24 protein-coding genes are annotated in these 24887 nt (G+C 46.3%); 12 read left to right on the top strand and 12 right to left on the bottom strand.

Annotated elements, in window-relative coordinates; genetic code table 11:
* Window positions 1-35: 35 nt before the first annotated feature.
* From JOY44_RS18605 to JOY44_RS18590, 4 genes are all read right to left on the bottom strand, one after another.
* Window positions 36-755, bottom strand: a complete 720-nt coding sequence (locus JOY44_RS18605) for an SDR family oxidoreductase (protein WP_171575072.1) — start codon at window positions 753-755, stop codon at window positions 36-38.
* A 365-nt stretch (window positions 756-1120) separates the two neighbouring features.
* On the bottom strand, window positions 1121-2101 hold the full coding sequence (locus JOY44_RS18600; RefSeq protein WP_171575071.1) for an acetyl-CoA carboxylase carboxyltransferase subunit alpha: 981 nt from the start codon (window positions 2099-2101) through the stop codon (window positions 1121-1123).
* 164 nt (window positions 2102-2265) lie between these two features.
* The gene (locus JOY44_RS18595; protein ID WP_171575070.1) at window positions 2266-3288 is read right to left on the bottom strand and encodes a long-chain acyl-[acyl-carrier-protein] reductase; all 1023 of its coding nucleotides are present in this window, start codon (window positions 3286-3288) and stop codon (window positions 2266-2268) included.
* A gap of 299 nt (window positions 3289-3587) precedes the next feature.
* Window positions 3588-4283 (bottom strand): aldehyde oxygenase (deformylating), encoded by a 696-nt coding sequence (locus JOY44_RS18590; protein WP_171575069.1) that lies wholly within the window; start codon window positions 4281-4283, stop codon window positions 3588-3590.
* 512 nt (window positions 4284-4795) lie between these two features.
* Here JOY44_RS18590 and miaB point away from each other — a divergent pair.
* Complete coding sequence (gene miaB, locus JOY44_RS18585) at window positions 4796-6151, top strand: tRNA (N6-isopentenyl adenosine(37)-C2)-methylthiotransferase MiaB (RefSeq protein WP_171575068.1); 1356 nt, start codon at window positions 4796-4798, stop codon at window positions 6149-6151.
* A gap of 583 nt (window positions 6152-6734) precedes the next feature.
* Window positions 6735-7163, top strand: a complete 429-nt coding sequence (locus tag JOY44_RS18580; RefSeq protein WP_171575067.1) for an FHA domain-containing protein — start codon at window positions 6735-6737, stop codon at window positions 7161-7163.
* A gap of 18 nt (window positions 7164-7181) precedes the next feature.
* Here the strand turns inward: JOY44_RS18580 and JOY44_RS18575 are convergent, their stop codons facing one another.
* Window positions 7182-7529, bottom strand: coding sequence for a hypothetical protein (locus tag JOY44_RS18575; protein WP_171575066.1), 348 nt, complete (start codon window positions 7527-7529; stop codon window positions 7182-7184).
* A gap of 129 nt (window positions 7530-7658) precedes the next feature.
* Between JOY44_RS18575 and tmk the strand changes: the two genes are divergently transcribed.
* The 8 genes from tmk (at window position 7659) to JOY44_RS18535 (ending at window position 14962) form a co-directional block, all read left to right on the top strand.
* Window positions 7659-8333 carry a dTMP kinase gene (tmk, locus tag JOY44_RS18570; protein WP_171575065.1) on the top strand — a complete coding sequence of 225 codons (675 nt, stop codon included), beginning with the start codon at window positions 7659-7661 and terminating at the stop codon, window positions 8331-8333.
* A gap of 114 nt (window positions 8334-8447) precedes the next feature.
* Window positions 8448-9422 carry a DNA polymerase III subunit delta' gene (locus JOY44_RS18565; protein WP_171575064.1) on the top strand — a complete coding sequence of 325 codons (975 nt, stop codon included), beginning with the start codon at window positions 8448-8450 and terminating at the stop codon, window positions 9420-9422.
* Between the two features lie 78 nt (window positions 9423-9500).
* The gene (locus JOY44_RS18560) at window positions 9501-10037 is read left to right on the top strand and encodes a hypothetical protein (protein ID WP_171575063.1); all 537 of its coding nucleotides are present in this window, start codon (window positions 9501-9503) and stop codon (window positions 10035-10037) included.
* 81 nt (window positions 10038-10118) lie between these two features.
* A complete protein-coding gene (locus JOY44_RS18555; protein ID WP_171575062.1) occupies window positions 10119-10994 on the top strand; it encodes a DUF3153 domain-containing protein in 876 nt (291 codons plus the stop codon).
* A gap of 83 nt (window positions 10995-11077) precedes the next feature.
* Window positions 11078-12121, top strand: a complete 1044-nt coding sequence (locus JOY44_RS18550; protein ID WP_242541805.1) for an AI-2E family transporter — start codon at window positions 11078-11080, stop codon at window positions 12119-12121.
* Window positions 12122-12280: 159 nt separating this feature from the next.
* The gene (locus JOY44_RS18545; RefSeq protein WP_171575060.1) at window positions 12281-12637 is read left to right on the top strand and encodes a LapA family protein; all 357 of its coding nucleotides are present in this window, start codon (window positions 12281-12283) and stop codon (window positions 12635-12637) included.
* Window positions 12638-12864: 227 nt separating this feature from the next.
* The gene (locus JOY44_RS18540) at window positions 12865-13680 is read left to right on the top strand and encodes a segregation/condensation protein A (RefSeq protein ID WP_171575059.1); all 816 of its coding nucleotides are present in this window, start codon (window positions 12865-12867) and stop codon (window positions 13678-13680) included.
* Between the two features lie 100 nt (window positions 13681-13780).
* Entirely contained in the window at window positions 13781-14962 is a 1182-nt protein-coding gene (locus tag JOY44_RS18535; RefSeq protein WP_171575058.1) for a sugar phosphate nucleotidyltransferase, read from the top strand.
* A 43-nt stretch (window positions 14963-15005) separates the two neighbouring features.
* On the opposite strand, the gene JOY44_RS18530 is transcribed toward JOY44_RS18535, so the two are convergent.
* From JOY44_RS18530 to JOY44_RS18510, 5 genes are all read right to left on the bottom strand, one after another.
* Window positions 15006-15173 carry a hypothetical protein gene (locus JOY44_RS18530; protein ID WP_171575057.1) on the bottom strand — a complete coding sequence of 56 codons (168 nt, stop codon included), beginning with the start codon at window positions 15171-15173 and terminating at the stop codon, window positions 15006-15008.
* A 140-nt stretch (window positions 15174-15313) separates the two neighbouring features.
* Window positions 15314-17014, bottom strand: a complete 1701-nt coding sequence (locus JOY44_RS18525; protein WP_171575056.1) for an aldehyde dehydrogenase family protein — start codon at window positions 17012-17014, stop codon at window positions 15314-15316.
* Window positions 17015-17026: 12 nt separating this feature from the next.
* Complete coding sequence (locus JOY44_RS18520; RefSeq protein ID WP_171575055.1) at window positions 17027-17542, bottom strand: DUF4149 domain-containing protein; 516 nt, start codon at window positions 17540-17542, stop codon at window positions 17027-17029.
* A gap of 651 nt (window positions 17543-18193) precedes the next feature.
* Complete coding sequence (gene rph, locus JOY44_RS18515; protein WP_171575054.1) at window positions 18194-18910, bottom strand: ribonuclease PH; 717 nt, start codon at window positions 18908-18910, stop codon at window positions 18194-18196.
* Between the two features lie 183 nt (window positions 18911-19093).
* Entirely contained in the window at window positions 19094-19495 is a 402-nt protein-coding gene (locus tag JOY44_RS18510) for a universal stress protein (protein ID WP_171575053.1), read from the bottom strand.
* 215 nt (window positions 19496-19710) lie between these two features.
* On the opposite strand from JOY44_RS18510, the gene JOY44_RS18505 reads away from it, so the two are divergent.
* The gene (locus tag JOY44_RS18505) at window positions 19711-20931 is read left to right on the top strand and encodes a phosphoglycerate kinase (RefSeq protein ID WP_171576105.1); all 1221 of its coding nucleotides are present in this window, start codon (window positions 19711-19713) and stop codon (window positions 20929-20931) included.
* A 195-nt stretch (window positions 20932-21126) separates the two neighbouring features.
* Here JOY44_RS18505 and JOY44_RS18500 read toward each other — a convergent pair whose 3' ends face one another.
* Both JOY44_RS18500 and JOY44_RS18495 read right to left on the bottom strand, forming a co-directional pair.
* On the bottom strand, window positions 21127-21864 hold the full coding sequence (locus tag JOY44_RS18500) for an SIMPL domain-containing protein (protein ID WP_171575052.1): 738 nt from the start codon (window positions 21862-21864) through the stop codon (window positions 21127-21129).
* 427 nt (window positions 21865-22291) lie between these two features.
* On the bottom strand, window positions 22292-22669 hold the full coding sequence (locus tag JOY44_RS18495) for a phage holin family protein (protein ID WP_197985558.1): 378 nt from the start codon (window positions 22667-22669) through the stop codon (window positions 22292-22294).
* Window positions 22670-23204: 535 nt separating this feature from the next.
* Between JOY44_RS18495 and JOY44_RS18490 the strand changes: the two genes are divergently transcribed.
* The gene (locus JOY44_RS18490; RefSeq protein WP_171575050.1) at window positions 23205-24800 is read left to right on the top strand and encodes a pentapeptide repeat-containing protein; all 1596 of its coding nucleotides are present in this window, start codon (window positions 23205-23207) and stop codon (window positions 24798-24800) included.
* Window positions 24801-24887: the final 87 nt, after the last annotated feature.

Here is a 24887-nt window from a genome sequence, read left to right as displayed (position 1 = left end):
CAGTGGTTGCTAATTCGGTTGAGTCAGCAAGCAAACTAAAACGTGCCAGCGTTGGGCATGAGCATGATCTCCTCTACGACTGCTTGCTCTGGTAAAAGAGCAGTGTAGAGAACCGATTGGGCAACAATTTCGGGTGTCAACATACGCGAACGGTCAAAATCCGCTTGAACAGTATCGGTATCCCAAATGGAGGTGTTAACTGAACCTGGAGAAATGGTAACGACTCGAATACCATTGGCTCGCTCTTCGATCGCAAGGGTTTTAGAGAGTGCCACCAAGCCAAACTTGCTGACGCAGTAAGCGCCCCAGTTGGAAAACACTTGATGACCTGCAACCGACGCAATGTTAATGATAGTTCCTCGTTGACGCTGGCGCATTCCAGGTAGCACTGCCTGAATGCACTGAAACACGCTCGTCAAGTTGAGGTCTAAAACCATTTGCCAATCTGAGAGAGGTGTATCTTGAAGCGACCCTGTGTAACCCATCCCAGCGTTATTAACCAGGATGTCGATCACACCAAAATCTTGAGCGATCGCGGCAAGCTGTTCACTCACATGAGAAACATCTGCCAAATCTACAGAATAGGCTTTTGCAGTCACACCGTGGTTCATAGCTGCTTTAGCAACTTCTTCCAATTTAGTTTGACTACGACTTACAAGAGCAACATGAATACCACTTTCGGCAAACGCAAGAGCTGTTGCTCTACCAATGCCACTACTTGCCCCAGTAATCAGGGCACGCCGTTGTTGAGACATGATGAAATACTAATGTCCTACGTCATGTAAAAGCTGTTCAGTTAACCACTCAAACATCTCTAGCTTGAGACAAAATCATTAGTACATCGTGAACCACTGATTGAAACCATATGAAATCTGTGAACTAACAAGCTATGGACTCTGGTATGCATCTGTCTGTCCACAAAAGTCTTGAACTTAAGTGGTGCTTCAACTCAGTGCAATCTGGCTGACTCACTGTCAAAACCGTACGCCTGCTACTGATAGATAGAATGCTTTCACTCTTCTAAGGAAAAATGAACCTGGAAAATGAGAGGTTGTAAACAAATGTAACTTTGCTAGTATACCACTCAGGTCTATAAGCTGTGTAGATACGATTTTTGTTTCTAAGCAGATAGCTCTGTAAATACACCCATCGCCCGAAACTTTTGGTAACGCAGATCCTGGCGCTGTTGGATAGTCATTCGGCTGAGTTCATCTAAATGCTTAATTAAAGAAGTCTTTAAAGTTTCTGCTGCATTTAATGGATCGGCATGGGCACCCCCAATCGGCTCAGGTAGAATCTCATCGATAATTGCTAAAGCTTTTAGATCGGTAGAGGTGATTTTGAGCGCGTCTGCTGCCTGAGGAGCTTTGGCAGCATCCCGCCAAAGAATGGCTGCACAGGCTTCAGGGGGCGCAACACTATAGATAGAATGTTCAAACATTAGTAGGCGATCGCCGACTCCAATTCCTAATGCTCCACCAGACCCGCCTTCGCCAATCACAGTGCAAATAATCGGAACTTCAAACCGAAACATTTCTCGCAGGTTCAATGCGATCGCTTCACCTTGACCAAAGGCCTCTGCATCCAAACCAGGCCAAGCGGCTGGAGTATCAATAAAGGTCAAAATTGGCATGCCAAAGCGATCGGCGTGTTCCATCAAACGCAGAGCCTTCCGGTAACCACCAGGGGATGCCATGCCAAAGTTTCGAGTGATATTGTCTTTGGTATCGTGTCCTTTTTGCTGCCCCAACATCACAACGGGACGACCTGCAAACCGAGCTACTCCTGCCACCATTGCTGGATCGTCAAACCCGCCGCGATCGCCATGAAGTTCCATCCACTCATCACTCATCGCTTGGATATAATCCAACGTACCAGGGCGACGGGGATGACGAGCAACCTGCAAGCGTTGCAGTGGAGATAGATTACTAAATATCTCTTGCCGAAGTTGCACAGCCCTTGACTCTAGATGACGAATCTCACCCGACACATCAACGTCATTCTCCTCTGCAAGCTCACGGATTTGGATAATCCTAGATTCCAATTCCGCTAAAGGTTTTTCAAAATCCAAAAGAATCAGTTTGCGTTCAGTCGTTACCATAGTCAATAAAGACAGTAGAAAATATGAATGGAACTAAGTAGGAAAATCCAGATCCAAAAAGAGTTTAGAGCTCAACAATTAGATTAAGAGCAAAAAGAAAGGATTTGCTTTAGCTGAGCATTTCATCATCTCATCAACTTCGGCAGATTTCTTAAGCTTCATTCTTATGATTCTAGTAACGGTCTGAAGCCATGCTTTACAGATGCATAACCAATCTGATCCATTTTTTCTACGGTAATGCGATTACGTCCCCAGGAAAAGTTGGTATACCACTTTTCAAATTCCAAGAGCATTGATTCCGCAAAGCACGCAAAGAGTTGACGACCGGGTACATCCATATTGACAATTTTCATGATTTTCCAGTCAATATCCAGTGAATGCTCCACAATTCCTCCGCTCAAAACATGAACTCCGGATCGTTGCACTTTGGTGGCCAGATTTTTAGGGTAGCCACCGTCAATTAACAAGCAAGGCTGTTTTAAAACTGTTGGGTCAATTTCAACACCTTTGGGCATACTGGCAACCCACACAATGATGTCCGCTTGGGGTAAAGCATCATTCAGATCCATAATTTTGCCCCGCCCCAACTCTGCCTGGAGATCATTCAAGCGCTCTTGATTACGCGCAATCAAAAGGATCTCGGCGACATCTGTGCGCTCGTTTAGCCAGCGACAAACTGCGCTGCCAATGTCGCCAGTTGCTCCACAAACTGCAACGGTTGCTTTAGAAAGCTCAATGCCTAGAGTGGGAGCCAATTGTTCGAGTTGGCGACAGATAACATATGCGGTGTGGGTGTTTCCGGTAGTAAACCGCTCAAACTCCAACTTGACGTTTCGTACCTGTTGAATTTGTTGTAGATTAAAATTTTCAAAGATGATAGAAGAAAAACCACCCAAGGCTGTGATGTCGATGCCATGCTTTTGAGCATGAGCCATTGCATTAATAATCTTGCGGGTAGCTGCTTTAATCCGGCGATTTGCTAGCATTTCTGGCAAAAAGCAAGATTCTACATACTTCCCGTAAATCTTCTGTCCGGTAATGCTTGTAACAGTGATGTCGTCTACAATTTGGGGCGGAGCGCTGCACCAAAAGTCGAGTCCTTCATTGGCATATTCTGGGTATCCCAGTTCATTTGCCACGGACTGAGCATGTTCCAGGCTGGTAAGGTGACCGATAAGACCAAACATTTAGACAGTTTTCTTGAGGGTAATTGTGATTAAAAATGAACCGTTAAAATTTTGGTAGTGTAAATAACTTATAAAAACGGCGGCATGAATCAAGGTATATCAGATTACATGCAAGTTTGGCTATTTAAATAGAGGCTACCTAAATTAAGTAACTGAATTACTAATGAATCCTATAAATACATTTGTAGGATTCAACTAAAATATAGCTGCCGCTATGAAAGTACTGAAGTTTAGCTGAAAATCTGTTGTAGAAATCAATATTTGGGATGAGCGATCGCCCATCCCAAACATCACTCTAGCTAAACTGCTGCTAAGCCCATTGCAGATAGACGCATCACATCGCGGTTTGTGAAACCGATATTGCTAAGCGCTTCGCCATACTGAATCATAAAGTCTTCAACCAATGCTTCTTTTTCCATTCCAAGAACACGAGCATCATCTTCAACTTGATTGAGCATTTGCCAAACAATAGGAAGATTTTGTCGATTGGCAGCCTCTAATTCTGCTTTTGATTCTTCAAAATGAGCCTTTAGCCATTCTTCCCCAAAATTTAGATGGCTATATTCGTCCTTAACCACGCCTTCAGTAATTTTCCGCGCAAAGTCATCAGCTACTGGAATGTAGATGTTGTAAGCTGCGATCGCAAAACATTCGATAATCAGCGATTGAATCAGCAAACAGGTTACGATGTTGCCCTGACTAGCAGCGTCTTGGAAATTGCGATGTAGTTGGGAGAAAAACCGACCGGCAAACTCCATATCTGGAGTCACACTTAGGTTTCGCCCACACGCTTCAAAGCCTTTCTTATGACGACTTTCCATTTTCGCTAGGCTGTGCAACTGATCCTTACTGTCAGGAAGGAAGTCGGCTAGCTTGGTGTAGTTCTCATGGGCTTCTTGTTCGCCCTCAATTACAATTGCGTTAATTCGACTGTAAGCGTCTTGGTAAGACTCGCTCCGGAAGTCGATTGCGGCACTAGCCTCAAGCTGCGGCATAGATTACTTTCTCCTCAGAATGCAGCCGATGTTACTCGGCATTGGAATAGTAAGCGGGAAATCAAGCTGGAAAATGAATGACTGAAGCATAAAGCGTAACAGATACCTTTATCTACTCGCTTGTATCACTCTAGCGTTTTCCTGATGCGACGTGAATACCAATGATATTCTCACCAGATAGCAACCAAACCATTTAGAACTTCCGAAAAACCTATCGCCCAATATCTTCCATCTAATATAGAAGAATGGTTTCTGTTAACGCGATCGCGTTAAACGTTTCTCAAATTCTATCTAGCTCTTTCCACGCTCACATATTTAACCCGATAGTGACTTCAAAAAAATCACACTATTGACAGCAATTTACCCGCATCCACCGTTCTTCTAAATGAGTTTGCTAATTCATCGGCTCCTAAAAGAGAATCCGCAGATTAATTGACTCTGCTGTAAGATCAAATGCTGGATGCACAGTCACATTTTGTGCAAACTGCAATCAATTATCTTTATACCTCCTCATGGCTATTGCTGCTCGTCGTTACCATATCACTACCTTCGGTTGCCAGATGAATAAAGCCGACTCCGAGCGCATGGCTGGCATCTTAGAAAATATGGGCTTTGCGTGGACAGAGGAACCCAACGACGCTGATTTGATTTTGTATAATACCTGTACCATTCGAGACAATGCAGAGCAAAAGGTCTACTCCCATCTAGGGCGACAGGCAAAACGCAAACACGAAAATCCTCACCTAACCTTAATTGTGGCGGGATGTGTTGCCCAGCAAGAAGGAGAAAAATTGCTGCGGCGTGTACCTGAGCTAGACCTGGTTATGGGACCTCAACATGCCAATCGCTTGCAAGAATTATTAGAGCAGGTTTTAGCAGGTAGCCAGGTTCTTGCAACAGAACCAGTACATATTATTGAAGACATTACTAAGCCTCGTAGAGACAGTGCAGTCACAGCTTGGGTTAACGTCATCTATGGCTGTAATGAGCGCTGTACCTATTGTGTAGTGCCAAATGTTAGAGGCGTTGAGCAGTCACGTACACCAGCCGCCATTCGCGCTGAAATGGAGATTTTAGGGCAGCAGGGCTACAAAGAAATTACACTTTTGGGACAAAATATCGATGCTTATGGGCGTGATTTGCCAGGTTCCACTTCAGAAGGACGACATCAGCATACCTTCACCGATTTGCTCTACTACGTCCATGATGTTCCTGGAGTGGAACGAATTCGCTTTGCTACTAGTCATCCTCGCTATTTTACTGAGCGTTTGATTCACGCCTGTGCAGAATTACCAAAGGTGTGTGAGCATTTTCACATTCCCTTTCAATCGGGAGACAACGAAGTGTTGAAGGCAATGGGGCGAGGGTACTCTCAGGAGAAATATTGCCGCATTATTGACACGATTCGCGATCTGATGCCGGATGCTTCGATTAGTGCGGATGTGATCGTGGGGTTTCCGGGTGAAACAGAGCACCAGTTTGAGAATACACTCAAGCTGGTTGAAGAAATTGGCTTTGACTTGATCAATACTGCTGCTTATTCTCCTCGTCCTGGAACTCCTGCGGCGCTGTGGGAAAATCAGTTGAGTGAAGGGGTGAAAAGCGATCGCTTGCAGCGATTGAATCACCTGATGTCGATTAAGGCTATGGAGCGATCGCAGCGCTACCTAGGGCGAATTGAAGAAATCTTGGTAGAAGAGCAGAATGAGAAAAACCCGGCTCAGGTAATGGGTCGAACTCGCGGTAATCGGTTGACCTTCTTTCCGGGTGAGATTCAGGATTTCAAAGGGAAGCTTGTGAAAGTGCGAATTACCGATGTGCGAGCGTTTAGTCTAACGGGTGAAGTTTTAGCACCAGTTCTTCTTTAAAGGGCAGGTAAATCACTGGAGGCCAACTTTCGCGAAGCAGTTCTGTGATGAAGCTAAGAATGGACATCTTGAGAAACTGATTTTTAGCGCTGTGGCAGACAGCGCTCGCGTTGACATCCGGCTTTAGCGTTGAGTATGTCTACCAAAAAGCAACTTTCCCCATATCGATGCCAGATATCTGATGGTCGATTTGATAGAGAAATCTGGCGAGAGACTTGCTCCTTGCCAAAGGTAATCTGTTTTTGCTGGGACAATTCTAAGCGATCGCCTTAAATGCATTGCAACAGTGATGCGAGTTGCCCTATTCCTATTGCTAATTCGGTTATTATTGCCTGTACTGTCTTTTATTTAATTATTCTTCTTGGCTGTAAGGCCATGTCCGTTGTCACCTCCTAAAAACTTTCTAGCGATCGCGATTTGCAGGTTAGTTTAGGTATGGTCTGCAAAGGAGGTATTGGCTGAGGCTATAAAAATTAGTTGTCAGATCTTTATATTGTTTCAAGCTAAAATCTTCAACAGTTCTTTTTTGATTCCATTAGTTTTGCTGTTTCTTTAAGAGAACGTTGTGTCCCTCCGAGCATCAATGCCTTCTGAACCACACAAAAATCATCTTCTGATTATTGAAGACGACAAAGGACGACGCGAGTTTATTCTTACTTCGCCACTTTATTCAATTGGCCGAGATCCTAAGTGTGATATCCGGTTAGTTTCTCAGTTTGTCTCTCGTCGTCATGCAACCTTGGTGCAGCTACCTAACGAAGATGGCAGCTTTTATTACCGAATTGTGGATGGAAATGCCAAGGGGAAGGTAAGTGCAAATGGGTTGCTAATTAACGGGCGTAAACTACAAGCTCAAGATTTAAAAAACGAAGATGAAGTAGTATTTGGCCCCCAAGTTCGGGCTATTTACTACTCTCTGCAACGAGATGCTGTGCTTACTGTGCCACCAGATGAATGGGACATAACCTTAATCAGCCCAAATATGGTGGGCGATCCAGAAGATTATGATTAGCACTAGAAGCAGCCAATGTTAACCTGCAACCGCTTCTATTAGTTTCCAGTGGTTAGATTCTGAGATCGCTTGACTAATTTGACTAAACACTTGATGGCAGTGATTATCGAGATGAAGAGGCAACTCTTCATTTTTAACTACAATGCTCAGACGAATTTCGCTATCCGTTGCTGTCGTTTTATCAATTAGGACTTCAGTAGTTACCAATTGATGAAAAGCAACGTTCCCTGGAGTCTCACGTGCCATGAGATAATCATCAGTCTGATAAATAACGTCAAAGTGACAAGACTCCAACGTTTCCTTCATCAGCGTCTGAAAGACAGCTACCGGGGTCGAAATTTTGAATATGCCAGTGTAGCGCGCCATGGATTTCTGACTTTCAACAATTAGACCTTGCCATGATAGCGTTCATTCTGTCGTTAGCAAAATGGCAGATCAACTAAATTCCACGCAAGTATATTTTTTAACTGAATTATTAAACGTGATACCAAATTTATGTCAGGTCGATTAATTGTGTTTGAGGGTGTCGAGGGTGGCGGTAAAACGACCCAATTGGAGCGATCGCGGCAGTGGTTGATCGATAGCGGTTGGCTTGCCTTTCTGCAATCAAACGGCTGGGTACAGCAGCTTGTTGTAACTCGTGAACCCGGCGGCACTAATTTAGGACAAGGGCTACGGCAACTGCTATTACATGCGACTCAAGAACCCATTCAGGATCGAGCAGAGCTACTGCTATATGCGGCAGATCGCGCTCAGCATGTAGAAGGAGTTTTGCGACCTCAGCTCACCCAGAAAAACTTAATTTTGTGCGATCGCTATACCGACTCGACCATTGCCTACCAAGGCTATGGGCGGGGTTTAGATCAAGTGTTAATTGAGCAGCTGAATCAGATTGCTACCAACGGTTTACAAAGCGACCTCACCCTTTGGCTTGATCTCGATGTAAAAATCGGACTTGCCAGAACCCACCAACGTGGCAAAGCCGATCGCATTGAACAAGCTGATCTCAACTTTCACGAGCGCGTACAGCAAGGTTTTACCGCGCTTGCCCAAGCCCATCCCCACCGCATCGCTAGAATTAACGCAACTCAGCCTGAAGCAGCCGTCTTTCAAGAAATTCAAACCACTTTAAGTGATCGGTTAACTGAGTGGTATGGGAAGAAAGAATAGGTTACAGGGATTGGGGTCAAAGGGCAAAGGAGAATTGGTGCTCAAACGATGGCTGTGAGAGGTACAAGATATAAATGAACTAAAAACTTCTCACCTCATCCTTCCGCCTTGCTTATGTCTCCTTTTTCTCATCTAATTGGGCAATCACAAGCCATACAAATGCTGACGCAGGCGGTGTCTAAGCAGCGAATTGCACCCGCTTATCTGTTTGCTGGCTCGGCCGGAATTGGGCGGGGGGTAGCGGCGGAATGCTTTATTGAGTTGGTGTTTAGTCAAGGCAAATCTTCCGGTCAGAAAGCAATTCTCCGCAGCCGCATTCAGCAGCGCAATCATCCCGATTTACTCTGGGTAGAGCCGACCTATACTCATCAGGGAAAATTATTTTCGCCAGCAGAGGCAGAAGCCGCCGGATTGAAGCGCAAAACAGCACCGCTGATTCGGCTGGAGCAAATCCGAGGAATCGCTCGATTTTTGGCGCGATCGCCCCTAGAGGCAGAGCGCTCAATCGTGGTGGTTGAGCAGGCAGAAACGATGGCAGAAGCGCCTGCTAATGCGTTATTAAAAACGCTAGAAGAGCCAGGACAAGCCACATTGATTTTGATTGTGCCTGGAACAGAATCTTTACTGCCAACTTTAATCTCTCGCTGTCAAAAGATTCCGTTTTATCGTCTCCCCTTAGATGACATGTTGCGAGTGCTGCAAAGGGCAAATCAGGCGGATATTTTGCAGCAGCCTGAGATTTTGCAGTTGGCACAGGGTAGTCCAGGCGCAGCGATCGCTCATTGGCAAAAGCTTCAAGAGCTGCCAGATGATTTATTGCAAGCCTTGCGTCAACCGATTCGCTCCCATCGAGATGCCCTGAGCCTTGCCCGCCAGATTGCCCAAACCCTAGAACCCGAAGCACAACTATGGCTGATTGATTATTTGCAGCAAATTTGGTGGCAACAGATAACCAACGGGATACAGCTAGTGACTCAATCCGCGCTATCTCCGTTGCAACACTTAGAAAAAGCGCGTACCTATTTACGGCGGAATGTTCAACCTCGGCTCGTGTGGGAAGTTACTTTAATGGCAAAAGTTGGCACATAAAATCCGCTGCCGACGAACTGCCCGTCTCAGTAAAATGGAGAGATTCTTTTTGAAAAAACAATCCGTTTGTAAATCGCTATGACGGCAGATTTAGACAATCCAGATGCAAAGCAAGACTTTCAATCAGCAAAAAATGCCTTCGACCGAGGAAATTACCGGGAGGCTGTAGCAGGTTTTGAGCGGACCTTAGCGCTTGTGAATCCCTATTCAATCTTGGGCGGCGAGGTGCAGATGTGGCTCGTGACAGCCTATCAAGCTAAAGGGCAAATGAGTGACGCGATCGCCCTGTGCAAAAAATTAACCAATCATCCCGATTTGAAAATCCGCAAGGAAGGAAAACGCATTCTCTACATTTTGGAAGCGCCTAAGCTGAAATCTCGCCCGGAATGGCTGACTCAAATTCCAGATTTGACTGGATTGTCGGAAGGTGAAACGCGCGACCGCACTGCCAACGGCACGGCAAAAATATCACCAAAACCGCAAAAGCCCAAACCCATCATTGAGTCTGTAGACCGCAGCCAAGTCAATACAAAAGATAACCAATTTGTGTGGGTCGCGCTAATAGCCGTTTTAATCATATTAGGCAGTGTGTTGTGGGCAGGATGGAGTGCCTAAACATTCAATTTTTGGGGTTCAGAGTAAAATACGCCGAAGTAAGCGATCGCACTGCATCAGTCAGCAACCGGAGAACTGCCCGTGCAAATAAAAAAATGGTTAAGCTTTTTCTCAGTTCTTTTGGTTCAACGCATGGGAACAGCGATTCGTGAAACGTTAGCGAAGCTTTCCACAAAACTCCCTGCGGGAATTGCGACAACGTTATCAATCATTCGGGCTAGCTGCCTCCCATTGCTTCTGTCTATCTCGCTGTCTGGCTGCATTGACTACGACATGGCAATCCACTATCGCAGCCCCAACCAAGGGGAGTTTGTGCAGCATATCCAAAGCGATCGACTGCAAACACTCACTAGTGAATTGCAGCAGCACTGGATTAAAGCGATTGAGCAAACCACGCAGAAGCTGGGAGGGAGACTACAGCGCGACCCTAACGGACTTGAAGTGGTCATTCCCTTTAGCAGCAGCGCTGACCTGGAGAAAAAGTTTAATCAGTTTTATAACGGTTTGGGTCAGTCTGCGCTGATCGAACCCAACAGCGGTATTCCGGCTATCACTGGGCATTTAGCTATTCAACGCAGCAATTTCATCTTAGTAGAGCGCAATCGATTACGGTATGACATTGATTTGCGATCGCTCGGTGTCCGTTCTGTCGCTGGTGATGTATTGGTCAGCCCTACGTCCTTGATTAACCTTGAATTTAAGTTAGACACACCCTGGGGATCTCGCAATAATGCCGATCCGACCACCCTCAAGCCGCGATCGCTGAAGGATGGAAAGAAACTCATTTGGGCGTTGATCCCCGGTGAAGAAAACTTAGTAGATACGACCTTCTGGATGCCCAACTTCATCGGTTTGGGAAGCATTGCTATCCTGCTTTTCGTGCTTTTAGGCAGATTTCTCAAATATCCTCAAACGTCTGACATCCTAAATCCACCGCCTCAGCAAGCCTCCCATTAGCCTTACTCCAGCTTTCTCTTGCCCTTTCAATTAGCGCTCTAATGCGACGTTTTCCTGACCTGCAACGCATTCTAACTCTAGGTTTGACTGGTCCTGTTGTGGCTTTAAACATTTGGCTAATCACCCAAGTGTTTCGCTACTTTGAAGGGCTGATTACTCTCCTAGTTGCTTCAGCAATCCTGGCATTTTTGCTGAATTATCCCGTGCGGTTATTTCAGAAAATCCGCCTTTCGCGTAGCCAAGCAGTCACAATTGTTTTGTTTCTAACGGTTACGGTTCTAGTGATTGCAGGCGTGACATTGTTACCCGTCATTGTGGATCAAACAACTCAGCTTCTCAATCGAATTCCAAATTGGCTGCAAGCGAGTGCCAAAAACTTGCAGACGCTAGACCTTATGGCAAAACAACGCAATCTACCATTAGATCTACAAGGGTTTAGTCAGCGGATTAACGATCAAATTCAAAACCAGTTAAATCCGTTGGCACAGCAGGCGGTAGGGTTGGCATTAGGAACGTTGAATTGGGCGTTAAACAGTACTTTTGTGTTGGTTTTGGCGTTTTACATGCTGTTGGATGGCAATCGTCTCTGGCGAGGCGCAATTAATCGTTTGCCTCAGCAGTACGGGGTCGCGATCGGCAACTCGCTACAGAATAACTTTCATAATTTTTTTATTAGCCAAATTTTGCTAGCAGTGTTCATGATGGTGGCGCTGCTGCCTATTTTTATTGCCCTACAAGTGCCGTTTGCTTTGCTGTTTGTGGTACTAATTGGGATTTCTGAAATTATTCCTTTGGTGGGTCCGGCACTGGGAATTGGATCGGTGCTGCTACTGCTGCTGCTGCAAGACCCTTGGCTGATGGTTCAGGTGGCGATCGCTGCCACAATTTTGCAACAAGTTCGGGATAACATCCTCGCCCCCAAACTACTGGGCGATTTTACCGGGCTCAATCCCATCTGGATTTTTATTGCTCTGCTCATCGGGTTGCAGATTGCTGGTTTTCTAGGCATTGTCGTCGCTGTTCCGATCGCCGGAACCATTAAAGGCACTCTAGATGCCATGCATGACAATTCTGCACTGTCACTTCAAGGAAAGAGCAAAAATGGTCAAGTGGAAACTGGAGGATAAGGGCGGAGTGCACAGTGCAAAGGGTAAAGTTGTGAGTTCTTTAATCGCCATTCGCCATTTCACCGCGCTTTAAAGAATTGATCAATCTCAAACATTTGCTACCTGTCTCTGGTAAAACTTTTATCAGCAGGATTGAGTGAAATTAAACATCTAAGACACATGAAACAAGTTAACTTTGTCATCATTTTTGTGATTTGCCTTGCATTGGTTCTGTTTGGCATTGAAAATACTGAGCTTGTGCCCATTCGCATCGTTAAAGATATTCAGTTCCAGGCACCTTTGTCGATTGAGTTGATTTTGGCAATGGGAATTGGGGCAGTGTTGGCATGGGTGTTTAGCGTGTGGACTCGGCTGCAACGCATGGTCGAAGTCGGTAAGGACATCCGTGTTCGTGAAGACCGGATTCAAGCCCTAGAAAAAGATGTAGAGCATTATAAAGCCGAAATTGAGCAGCAGCGCCTGTTGCCAGCGGCTCAATCTGATTCTCAAACAACTGAAGCTGAATTCGTGAGTTAGTCCCGTTTGCAGAGCTTAACTGATGGCTTATGGTAAAGAGTCATTAGACTTTTAACGGAACAATTGCGATCGCTGTTTCATAGGCTAGGATTCAACCATGTCGGCTGTTGATTTCATTACTCCATTGAATTTGTGGAGTTTGTGGGTGCCCTTAGTGCTGTTTAGCTTCATTTTGATGGCTGCCTTCTGGTTTGTGCGAATCTCTCTTCGATAGGTCGTTATAATTCATGACCGTTTCTTTAGCTGAGGATGCGATCGCCCTCTTGATCGATATGGCAGAACAAGGGGAAATTGACCCTTGGGATGTGAAAGTGATTGAGGTGATTGATCGCTTTCTCAATCAACTACCATCGGTTGTCAGTGGGCAAGAACCCTACGAAAAAAGTCTGTCTTCTTCGGGACAGGCTTTTTTGTATGCTTCCATGCTGGTGTTGCTAAAAGCCGATAATCTCATCCAGGCCGACCCAACGCTCAATGAAGAGAGTGACCCAGAAGATGAAGTGATGCTAGAAGATACCAGCAGTGGCTTGCCGCCTCATTTAGAGCGCCGGATTCGTCGCCGTGCCGTTGCTCAACCACCCCAACGTCGTCGAGTTACCCTAACTGATTTAATTGAGCAGTTACGCACGATCGCCAAAGCTTTAGAAGATCCATCTCCTCGGAAACGCTTTCAACGTCCAGCCATTCAGTCTCGTTCGCAAGCAGTACGGGCGATCGCTCAACTTGCCCACCAAGAAAACCTGTCTGAAATGGCGGCAACTCTAGAGCAGTTTTTTGACGAACACGCTACTACCCTCATCTCTCAAGGCTGGCTCGATTTTGAACTACTGTTAGACCTCTGGGCGCAGGCTCAACCCCCTGCCAATCAGCAGTCTGATGATCCGCATCCTCCCAAGCGCGATCGGGTTGGCATCTTTTGGGCGTTGCTGTTGCTCTCAGCCCAATCCAAGGTGGAGCTTTCTCAGGAAGAATTTTATCAAGATCTAAAAGTTCGCCCCTTCACCTTTAATGCTGACATCCTTCCTACAGATGGGTTAGCTTAGGTGGAAACAAGGGCATCTCACGTTCTACAATGCTTCATTGATGAAGCATTTAGGTGATTAGACGGTTAAAATTTAAGGGCTGAGGATTGAGAGGAGTATTATGAAAGCCATGATTTTGGCGGCGGGCAAAGGTACACGTGTTCGTCCGATTACCTACACGATTCCCAAGCCAATGATTCCGATCTTGCAAAAACCAGTGATGGAGTTTTTGTTAGAACTATTGCGGCAGCACGGGTTTGACCAGATCATGGTAAATGTTAGCCATTTAGCCCATGAAATCGAAGGATATTTTCGAGATGGGCAACGGTTTGGCGTACAAATTGCTTACTCGTTTGAAGGCTATATTGACCAAAACGGTGAATTGCAGGGAAAAGCCATTGGATCGGCTGGAGGAATGCGCCGAATTCAAGATTTTTCTCCTTTTTTTGACGATACGTTTGTGGTGCTGTGCGGTGATGCACTGATTGATTTGGACCTGACAGCTGCCGTGAAATGGCACAAGGAGAAAGGGTCGATCGCCACAATCATCACCAAAACCGTTCCCCGCGAGGAGGTATCTAGCTACGGAGTTGTAGTGACCGATGAAGACGGTAAAATCAAAGCTTTTCAGGAAAAGCCAAAGGTTGAAGATGCGCTCAGCACCAACATCAACACGGGAATCTATATTTTTGAACCCGAAGTGCTGGATTACATTCCCTCTGAGGTGGAGTTTGACATTGGTGGTCAGCTTTTTCCGAAACTAGTGGAAATAGGCGCTCCTTTTTACGCCATTCCCATGGATTTTGAATGGGTCGATATTGGAAAAGTGCCCGACTACTGGCAGGCAATTCGGTCGGTCCTGTTAGGAGAAGTGAAAAATGTGCAAATCCCTGGACGTGAAATTGCGCCGGGAGTATATGCGGGGTTAAACGTTGCGATTAATTTAGATAAAGTCAACATTCAAGGTCCGGTTTACATTGGTGGCATGACCCATATTGAAGACGGTGCAACGATTATTGGTCCAACAATGATTGGTCCAAACTGCTGGATTTGCAATGGAGCAATTGTGGAGAATAGCGTAATTTTTGACTATTCTCGTTTGGGATCGGGTGTGCGGCTGGAGAATAAGTTAGTCTATGGTCGCTATTGTGTAGATAAGACAGGAGCCACGATTGATCTACAGGCGGCATCTTTAGACTGGCTGATCACCGATCGCCGTCAAGAACCGCCATCTCATCCGCCTATAGAAGGGCAGGCGATCGCTGAACTGCTAAAAACTGATGGCAGAATTATTGGCGTTTAACTATTCCCGGTTTGTTGCATCTTAAGTTTTCATTTCACACTGCTTAGCTTGCATTTTGCCGATACCAGTCAATTGTCGCTTTCAAGCCATAGCGAAGATTGGTTTCGGCAATTAAATTGAAAGCAGTTTTGGCGCAATTAATGTTCAAGCAGCGTCGGGGCTGTCCATTGGGTTGCTCCATTTCCCAAGCCATTGGGCCGCGAAACTCCATCAGTTCACAAACCAGTATAGAGTTCGGCTGGTTTCTTTCGATTCAGCCTAATGCCACCGGTGTGGGCTGCTAAATGAATCACACTATCTTGTTGGTCTACTGCGCGATGACAATGTGCCAGTTGACGCAGATCGCAGCACTTAGCCTTTCAGTGCTGCCAGTATCACGCGAAGAAATTTGCCTAAGCTAGGATTGGCGATTAAATTGGCATAGTGCTTAGCAACTTGGCGTAGATTTTTGTGGTCGGCGAACCAAGTAGGGGTAGGGAAAATCCGAAAGGGAGCGCGCAGTACGGTTTTTTGGGGATGATCAAACAGGTAGGCATTATGAACGATGCCGCGTCCAGAGCGAACATCATCTAGAGAATTGCCGGGAAATGCGCCCCAAGTTGCACCTGCCAACATGAACATCATCCCTGTCCAAACATTAATGCCGATCGCACCATACTTTAACTGGGCGATCGCTTTATATAGCTCCGGTTTGTAGCGTCGTTGTGTATTCGAATCAACTAGCAGCACACAGGATAAATTACCCCAGACTGATTCATTTACAAAGGGGATGGCTTTTGCCAGAAAATCCTTGGCATCGGTGGCTTCCAAGGTGACTTCTGCCAGCACACCGCAAAAGGCTTCTGTTCTCAAAGCATATTCATCCGCGTGAGGCGGTACAGCGGGAATCACTGTCCAGGGAATGCTGTCTTCGATGCAGGTTCCCAAAGCGGTCGCTTGGGGATAGTGCGCCAAAAATGCCTGATAGCGATCGTGGGCACCGGGATAATAGGCTTTGCGCGGTGGAATGGCGGCGAGAGCCTGGTGCAAGTAGTGCAAAAACTCGTCTCGTTGCGGCCAACCACTAGCAGTAATCACGACTTTTGCCGCGACACAGTTAAAGCTGGCATTGTGGGTAACCATGCTAGCAACCTGGCGAGCTTGAAAGGCAATATCCCCCACAGACCAGATTCCGGGGACGATCAAAATAGGAGTGACGCATCCCAACTCGGAGGTGATGGGTTTAGTGAGGATGGGATTTTGAGCCGCCCTGCGTTGCTGTTGTTCCTCTGGGGTGCTGCCCCAGACGATCGCGTCGTGGGTATGGTGCGATCCAGTGATGTGAATCGCTTCAATCTGCGCATGTTGGCACAGGTAGCCTCCTAATTCCGCATCGCCATACACTACTGCCAGAAAGCCCGCTTGAATCAATGGATGCAAGGCTTTTTCTAAAAATTCACCCCCGTAAGCGTTGACTGGGTTCATTTTTAGTAAGACTACTTGATTCTCGGCAAACAGTTTATGTAGGCTATCTAATGCGGAGATCGCTGAAACATTTCCTGCGCCCAGCACAAGCGATACTGCACCATGCTGGAGATTGGACTGCGCGATTTTCCGATAAATTTGTCCTTGCGTGGCAGGCTGATCCGGTTCTATCCACACTTCTCCCTGAAAACCCAACCACATTAATTGATCTAGCAAATTATCGGGAAACACCTGAGCCACCCACTGCCCATCAGCACGACGGGCGATCTCAGGTGGCTTTAGTTGTCCGTTGGCTTCTAAAGTTTTAATTAGCCCTTGCAAGGTCAGTAAAATTGCCACGGGTCCCGTGAGCCAGTCTTCCCCTGCCAACGCTGACTGTGGATCGATACCTTTAGCAATATTTGCTGCGATCGCCCAAGGCTCCGCCACCGTCATCACCCTATCTACACATTGACGTAGGTAGGCGATGCGGTCTGAAATCGATGTTTGCACCCAAGCCTGTTTGTGGCTAACAAGGGTAGCGATCGCCTGATTTACCTGGATAAAAGGCGTTGGAGTAGGAGAAGAATGTGAAGGGCGATCACTCAAAGCATCAAACCGTTAATCTTGGGTAACTATCACCGACCAGCGAATGTATGTCCAAAGCAGCGCAGCACTCGCCGCAATTTTCAGCATTTCTAGTAGCCAGTATCCTGCATGAAGCTGATTCATTTCCACAGATATTTCAGTGGAAGGATTTAACCAGTTAAGACTAATTCCTAAAGCACCCATTTGAGGGGTTAGACCATAGGTATCAATCAACGAAATAGTGAGTAATACGACTGAAAGGATAATGCTTAAAAACCCAGGACGATAGAATGGATGACAAACATATCGAGACATTAAAACGCTGGTAAAAATAACAGCAGCGCACAGCAATTCAACGCGATTAAAAATCCAGAATAAGGAGTAACCTGCTGTTGCAAAATCAGGGCTAGTCATCATGCCAGAAACGTAGAGACTGGGCATAACAATGCCATCCAGCATGAGACTAATACTCAGCCAAAACGCTAAGGTTAAAAAGAGTGCAACCTTCCATGGCGATCGCTGCGAAGAAGGATAAGAAAGCGTATTCATAAACATCCTAAAATGCCACACTTTTAGTATAAAAACTGATTTGAACAAATCGAAACTAAGGAAACAAAACCATATAATCAAGTCGCAAAAACTACTTTCCCCTTTAAACTGGTCAAGCCCGACAGAAAGGCTGTCAGGCTATCAGGAAATATCAAAATAAATTTAGCAACTAAGGGTTTACAAAAATCCTACGCCAAACCAGCGAGAAATATCTTATTTCGTCCCTCCTTTTTGGAAAAACTGATAGGTGAAATGCAATCAGTTGTGAAATTCCAGTAAGAACAGTCCGATATAAATCGGATAAAAGACGTGACTCTTAGATCACGAAAAGTGGAGCAATATGAGAAAAACAATGAACAACCTGTCTATCTCACTAGGGGCGCAGTGGCTTTTAGAGAGGAGGCACAGGCTCAAAAGCCGATGGGTTAAAGAGTGTTTGTAGTTACTCTCTGTGCCTATTCAAAGAATAGCATCAACAGCATAAAAGGCTAGCTGTTTTAACTGAAGTTAACTCATCTATGCATAACAACACAAACACTAATATTGAAACAGATCGAGAGTTAGTAAAAAGTTTTAAGTTGAGTTTAAGAACACTGCATTTGAGCGAAAAGCGATTTTTGTACTCCGTACTTTGCACTTTGCATTTCTTACTTAGGCAAAGGCTTGCTGCTGAAACTCTAACAGTTGTTTAATGCCGAGTTCTGCAAGATCTAAAATTTGGTTAAGCTGTATCCGGCTGAAAGAACCTGCTTCTGCGGTGCCTTGCACTTCGATCAAGTTCAGCTTTTCATTCATGACGACGTTAAGGTCAGTGTCAGCAGCCACATCTTCCTCATATTTCAAGTCAAGCAGCAGTTCGTCGTTGAGCAAGCCTACAGAAATAGCAGCGACTTGATGGATTAGGGGCGATCGCTCTAGTTCACCCGTTTGCACTAGCTGATCGATCGCATCTTTGAGTGCCACAAAACCGCCTGTAATTGCCATGGTGCGAGTTCCGGCATCCGCTTGCAGCACATCCGTATCGATAATGATGGTGCGCTCTCCCAATGCATCCATATCCAATGTTGATCGCAGGCTTCGCCCTACTAACCGCTGAATTTCCTGGGTTCGTCCTGATAGGCGCATAAACTCTCGCTCTTGGCGATCGCTCGTCGCCGTAGGCAGCATCCGATATTCCGCTGTCAGCCAACCTTTCCCCTGCCCAGTCAAAAATTTGGGAACTTTGGGTTGAATCGTTGCTGTGCATAGCACCTGAGTATCTCCACACCTTGCCAACACAGACCCCGCCGCAAATCGGGTGAATTGTCGCTCAAAACTAACTGGACGGAGCTGATCTGCCTGCCGACCATCGGGGCGCTGCCAAGCCATGACTGTTGCCTCAAGAATTTCACAGCCAAGGATAGCAGGTATGGCAGGGAATCGGCGTTAGGGATCACGGGGCAGGGCTAGATGTTACAGAAAGATGAAAGCACACGAACCGTAAGCAGGTTAGTTTTTATGATTAGTGCGATCGCAAAATTAGCAGTTTGAAAACTCAACGCCTCACCCTACTCAGGGCACGATTAGCACCGGGCAGGGAGACAAGTTAATCACTCGGTTGGTCACGCTGTCGGCTGCGCCTTCCTCGGTTAGCCCAATGCCACGGCAGCCCATCACAATCAGATCAGCTTCAATTTCATCCGCCACATCGCAAATGGTAAAAGCCGGTTTTCCTTGCCGTTCTACCACTTCCGATTGAATGCCTTGTTGAGAGAACATGGCTTTGGCGCTTTCCAATAGTTCCGCGATCGCTTCTGGCGAAGACATTACCTCTGAACCACCTGCTTCTGGCTCCTCCACAACCGACAAAATAATCAAGCGGCTCTTATGAAAATTCACGACCTGCGCCACGGTTTCTGCTGCCTGTCGGGATTCACGACTCTGATCAATCGGAAAAAGCACAGTCTCAAACATTTTTGTAGTCTCCAAAAATTAAAGATGCAAAAATTAAAGGGGTGAAGGGCAGGCAATGAAAGGCCCATAGCGGTTTGGGTAGCTTTTTCCTGACCCTGAATACCCAACACCTGACACCTAAACTCTAATCCCTAATCCTTCACTTCCTCCTCTGAGTGTCCCAAATCATGAAAAAATATGGGTTGAGCAGAAGACTCATTCAGGAGGTTGGTTCGGTGTCCAAAAAGACTTTAGCAAACTTATCGTCCGCTGATTTATCTGGCAAGCGCGTTTTAGTTCGAGTAGATTTTAACGTGCCTGTCGATGATCAAGGCAAAATTACAGACGACACGCGCATTCGTGCGGCGCTGCCTACTATTCAACATCTCACTTCAAACGATGCCAAAGTGATTTTGGTCAGTCATTTTGGTCGTCCCAAAGGCGATGATTTTGCTGCTCGTGTGACTGACAAATTTCGGCTGAATCCCGTGGGAGATCGCCTTGCAGAAGTGCTTGGCAAACCCGTTGTCAAAACCGATGATTGTATTGGTGATGATGTTGCAGCAAAAGTTGCAGCAATGAACAATGGCGATGTGTTGTTACTAGAAAATGTTCGCTTCCATCCTGAAGAAGAGAAAAACACACCGGAATTTGCTAAACAGCTTGCCGCGATCGCTGACTTATATGTGAATGATGCATTTGGTACTGCTCACCGCGCCCACGCCTCCACCGAAGGGGTCACCCATTACCTGAAGCCATCAGTCGCCGGGTTCTTGATTGAGAAAGAACTGAAGTATTTGCAGGCGGCGGTGGATGCTCCGGTTCGTCCCCTTGCGGCAATCATCGGTGGCTCCAAAGTTTCCAGCAAGATTACGGTAATCGAAGCGCTGCTAGACAAGGTAAATAAGCTATTTATTGGCGGCGGCATGATTTTTACCTTCTACAAGGCTCGCGGTTTAAGCGTGGGTAAATCATTGGTGGAAGAAGAGTTTTTGGAGTTGGCGAAAACGCTAGAAGCAAAAGCCAAGGAAAAGGGTGTGGAATTGCTCCTGCCTACCGATGTGGTCATTGCTGATAAGTTTGCGCCGGATGCAGACTCTCAAACGGTGAGCGTGGAAAGCATTCCCGATGGCTGGATGGGATTAGATATCGGTCCTGATTCGGTGAAGGTATTCCAAGCTGCGCTGGGAGATGTGAAAACAGTGATTTGGAATGGCCCAATGGGCGTATTTGAGTTTCCTAAGTTTGCCGTGGGCACAGACGCGATCGCTCAAACGTTGGCAGGGCTAACCAAAACGGGCACTACCACCATCATCGGCGGTGGCGACTCGGTTGCAGCCGTTGAAAAAGCAGGATTAGCCGAGCAAATGAGCCATATTTCCACGGGCGGCGGCGCTAGTTTAGAACTGCTGGAAGGCAAAGAATTGCCTGGAATTGCAGCCTTAGATAATGCGTAGGAACGAGAACTAGGTCGCTCGCTAAAGCTGCCCTCACCGTTCGATTGACTCCAGCATGAACGCTCAATCGAACAACGCTCACCGAAGCCCTCTCCCATTGGGAGAGGGCACTCAATATGTCCGACAGCCCTTCCTCTGAAAAGAAAGGGTGTCTGAGGATGGATTAACTGCGCATCACGAGTTGCACATCGCATTTTAGTAACTAATTTGCAATGTTACTGAAGCCTCAATCTCTTGCTCTCCACCGATTACAGGGCTGGGAGATGCGGCTGCTTTCAGTTCCATTCTGTCTCCACTCAGCGGACGTGGCGGCGGCGTAACAGCACCATTGATTTGAATGCCGACAATATCTTTACGGGTCAGATTCAGCACGCCCAACACTGCATCCGCTTGAGCTTGAGCATCCTGGGTGGCTTCTTTCAGGGCGATTTTTTGGGCACCTGCGATCGCGCCCTCAGTCGCAACAAAGCTCACCCCATCCACCCGCGTTGCACCCACTTTCACAGCATCGTCCAGTAGCGCCCCAGCTTTTGACGTTTCTACCCGAAAACTAACGATGTTGCTGGCACTGTATCCCGTTAGGGTCTGGTTGCCATTGTCATAGCGATAGGTAGGATTCAAGTTGATTCCAGTGGTTTCTAGCTTTTCAACCTTGCGTGATCGCAGCAAATTGACTACAGCATTGGAGCGCTGAGCAACAACTTGTTGGACCTCATTGGCAGTTTTTCCTTGAGCTTCCACCCCCAGCCGCACCTGAGTCAACGTCGTTTGAACAAATTCGGTACCGCGCCCGCTAACAGTCAAGGTTCGCGTCAGTTTTTCTTGAGCAATCGCAGGTGGGATCAAGCTTAGACTCATAATTCCAAACGTGATTGTCAAAGGCTTCCAAGATCGCCAGACTAATTTTTGAGCGGCAAGTATGGGTAATTTCATTGAGTAATCTCCTCACAGATTAATTAGATTGTTCGTATATAGTTACTTTGGCATCGGCAGACTCATAGATAGAGTCTGGTTACAGTTTTGGAACATCCTCTCAGCCATCAACCTTTGAAAAGCTACCAAATTTTGTGGAGTCCGAAATTTATTAGCGTTTTAATACAAGGACAAGCGATCGCCCTTATTTCAGGCGTCTTCAGGTTGCCTACATTGCCTTACCACTTGCGGTTCAATAGGCAACAGCGCAGCGATCGCCTGATCCATAAACTATATATTTTTCAAACCGAGGGCTACGCCACCAAAATTATGCAATTAAACAATTGCTAAAAAATACAGCAATACCGCTGCAAGAAAGGGAAATCGCGCAGCGGTATTGCTGTATCTGTCACGTTGAAATCTCTTGTCTCAAACGTAGCTTTCTAAATTAAATTGTTGGAACAATACCCGGAAAAACTAATCCCAATATTTTATACAGCACCGAGTTGATAAAAGTGAGTGCGATCGCCCCCAAAATTGCGCTAATGATGCCCTGCCGTAAACGGAAACCTTCAATTAACCAGGCAGCCAAGCCAAAAATGATTGTGTTGATCACCAACCACAAAAGTCCCAAGGTGGCAATATTGAGAATACTAGAGCCACCCAGCCAGCCCAAACCCCAGTTTAATAAGCCAAATACAGCTCCAGCCAGCAATGCCTTACCAACGCTATCTATCTCAATCCCCAAGAAAGGAATTTTAGAAATCAATAGCAGGGCGATCGCCGTAACAATAGCACCAATAATAAATGGAACCACAAAGTTCATAGTATTCTCCTCTCAATATGTGAAATTACATTAGAAGGGCAGTCGACGAAGGTCAAGTACATTTAAAGGTCTGTGAGGAAAATAGTTAAATGTGCCTATCATCTGCTAGAAATCCCCATCAAATGGTAATTCAATAACACCGCCACGGTAACAGCCTCGGCACCTTAGTCTTGTTGATGCAATTTAAAGTAGATCAGTGGTGTCCGCTTGTCGAAAAGAGTCTAAGTCGCGACTGCATGAATCGCTTTCTGTTAGACGAACGTATTTACAGAACTGTTTTAGCAGACTGATGCTTAAGAGCATTGCAGCAGTTTCTTAATGGGTTTTACTATAAAAAGAGGGCGATCGCGATTTCACAAGGCGGATATTTTTAGGAAGCACAATAAATTTATTCCTTACAGACACTATTGGTAAAGCCGTGTGCCTCCCAATCCGCTCTGAACCCATTGAATAAGTCTGTTCTTAGGAGTATGAAATAGCTGGGTTAGGGAATCCTGATGAAAGACAGCCAGGGATAATTGCAGAGGAATGCCCGATGAATGCCGAGGAAATTTTAAAACAATACGCCACAGGAGAACGAAATTTTCCAGCCGTAAACCTGACTGAAGCTAACTTGAGTGGAGTTAACCTTAGCAAAGCAAACCTTCGGGGTGCCAATCTCACCGTGGCAAACTTGTGTGGCAGCAACCTTAGCGAAGTCGATCTCAGCCAAGCCAAGCTGAATGTGGCAAAACTAAGCGGCGCGAATCTGACCAAAGCCAACCTGTATGAAGCCAACCTTAACGTTGCCAACTTGACCTTAGCAGACCTTAGCAAAGCGGAAATGCGCCAAGCGTCTCTTGTGCGAGCCGAAATGTCACGGGCTGATTTAAGTGGGGCAAACCTGAGTTATGCCAATTTATCTGGGGCCGATTTAAAGGATGCCAAGTTGAGAAATGTCAATTTGAGCCATGCCAATCTGAGCCGAGCAGACCTGAAATGGACAACATTTACAAACGCCAATCTGGCGATGGCAAATATGCATGGGGCCGACCTGAGCAGTGCTGATCTAAGCGGTGCCGACCTCAGCCATACAGAACTGCGCCAAGCCACCCTGAGTCGGGCAAACCTTCAGGGTGTCAATCTGAGTGGAGCAAATTTGCGCTGGGCAGACCTCAGCGGAGCTGATTTAAGTTGGGCAGACCTCAGCGGAGCTAGGCTCAGTGGTGCCAATCTTACGGGAGTGAACCTGAGTAATGCCAATCTTTTGGGGACTATTTTGGTACATGCAGATCTTACCCGCGCCAGCCTAATTGATGTGGATTGGGCGGGAGCCGACTTGAGTGGCGCTACTCTCAGCGGCGCTAAATTATATGGGGTGTTGCGGTTTGGCGTTAAGACGGAAGGGATGATTTGCGAATGGGTGGATCTCAGTCCCAATGGAGATCAAAGCAAAATTCATAAGCTAACTGCCGCAAGCATGAATGCTTTTTTTCATGAGACACCGCCAACGGTTCGCCTAATGATGGATGCGACCTTTGACCAAGAGGCTCATTATGCTTTAGCGATCGCCTATCGCCAGTTAGCAACGCACTATCAAGTGCCAATGGAGCCACCTAATATTCAGATTGGACGACGAAGAACAACGCTAACGTTTGAAATGCAAGATGATACTCAGCTATTTATGACGGCCTATCTAGCAATCTGCCCGTTCAATGATGCCGTTCATATGCAGAGTAATTTACTAGCCGTATTGGATATTCTTCAATCTGCCAATGGCGGTAATAAGCCAAAAGACTCTGTCTTGGGCAGTTGGGTTGATCGCACGTTGAATACTATCAGAAGCAGCGCCGAGCCAATCACGTTTTCATCGGAACTAGCCACTCTCCTTGCTAAGGTGAAATTCTTTAAGTCACCCACTCAAACAACTTTAATCACCTCTACGAATCAATCTCTATCTATCTACAACAATCCTCATTTTGGCAAACGGTTAAAGCAAGAGTCAGGCAATTCTCTACTCGCGATCACCGCCGAAGAGAAACAACCTGGATTACCTACCATTGGGCTATTGGCAGAGTTTATTCATAGCTTTCAGGAAATAGAAACAGAGCGATCGCCCCAAGCTGCTACAGGTAGTACTGAACTGTCGTAACAATTTGGCTGCATTTCGTTCGCAGGGCAGCTTTGAGATAGAGCGTCGTTTTGACGATAAAAGTCTTATAAACGTGCCCTCAAGGTG

This window comes from Leptolyngbya sp. Cla-17 (genome assembly GCF_016807185.1).
Taxonomy (GTDB): Bacteria; Cyanobacteriota; Cyanobacteriia; order Leptolyngbyales; family Leptolyngbyaceae; genus ULC077BIN1.
The sequence above is the reverse complement of the archived record's forward strand: the minus strand, read 5'-3'. Positions and strand labels throughout refer to the sequence as shown.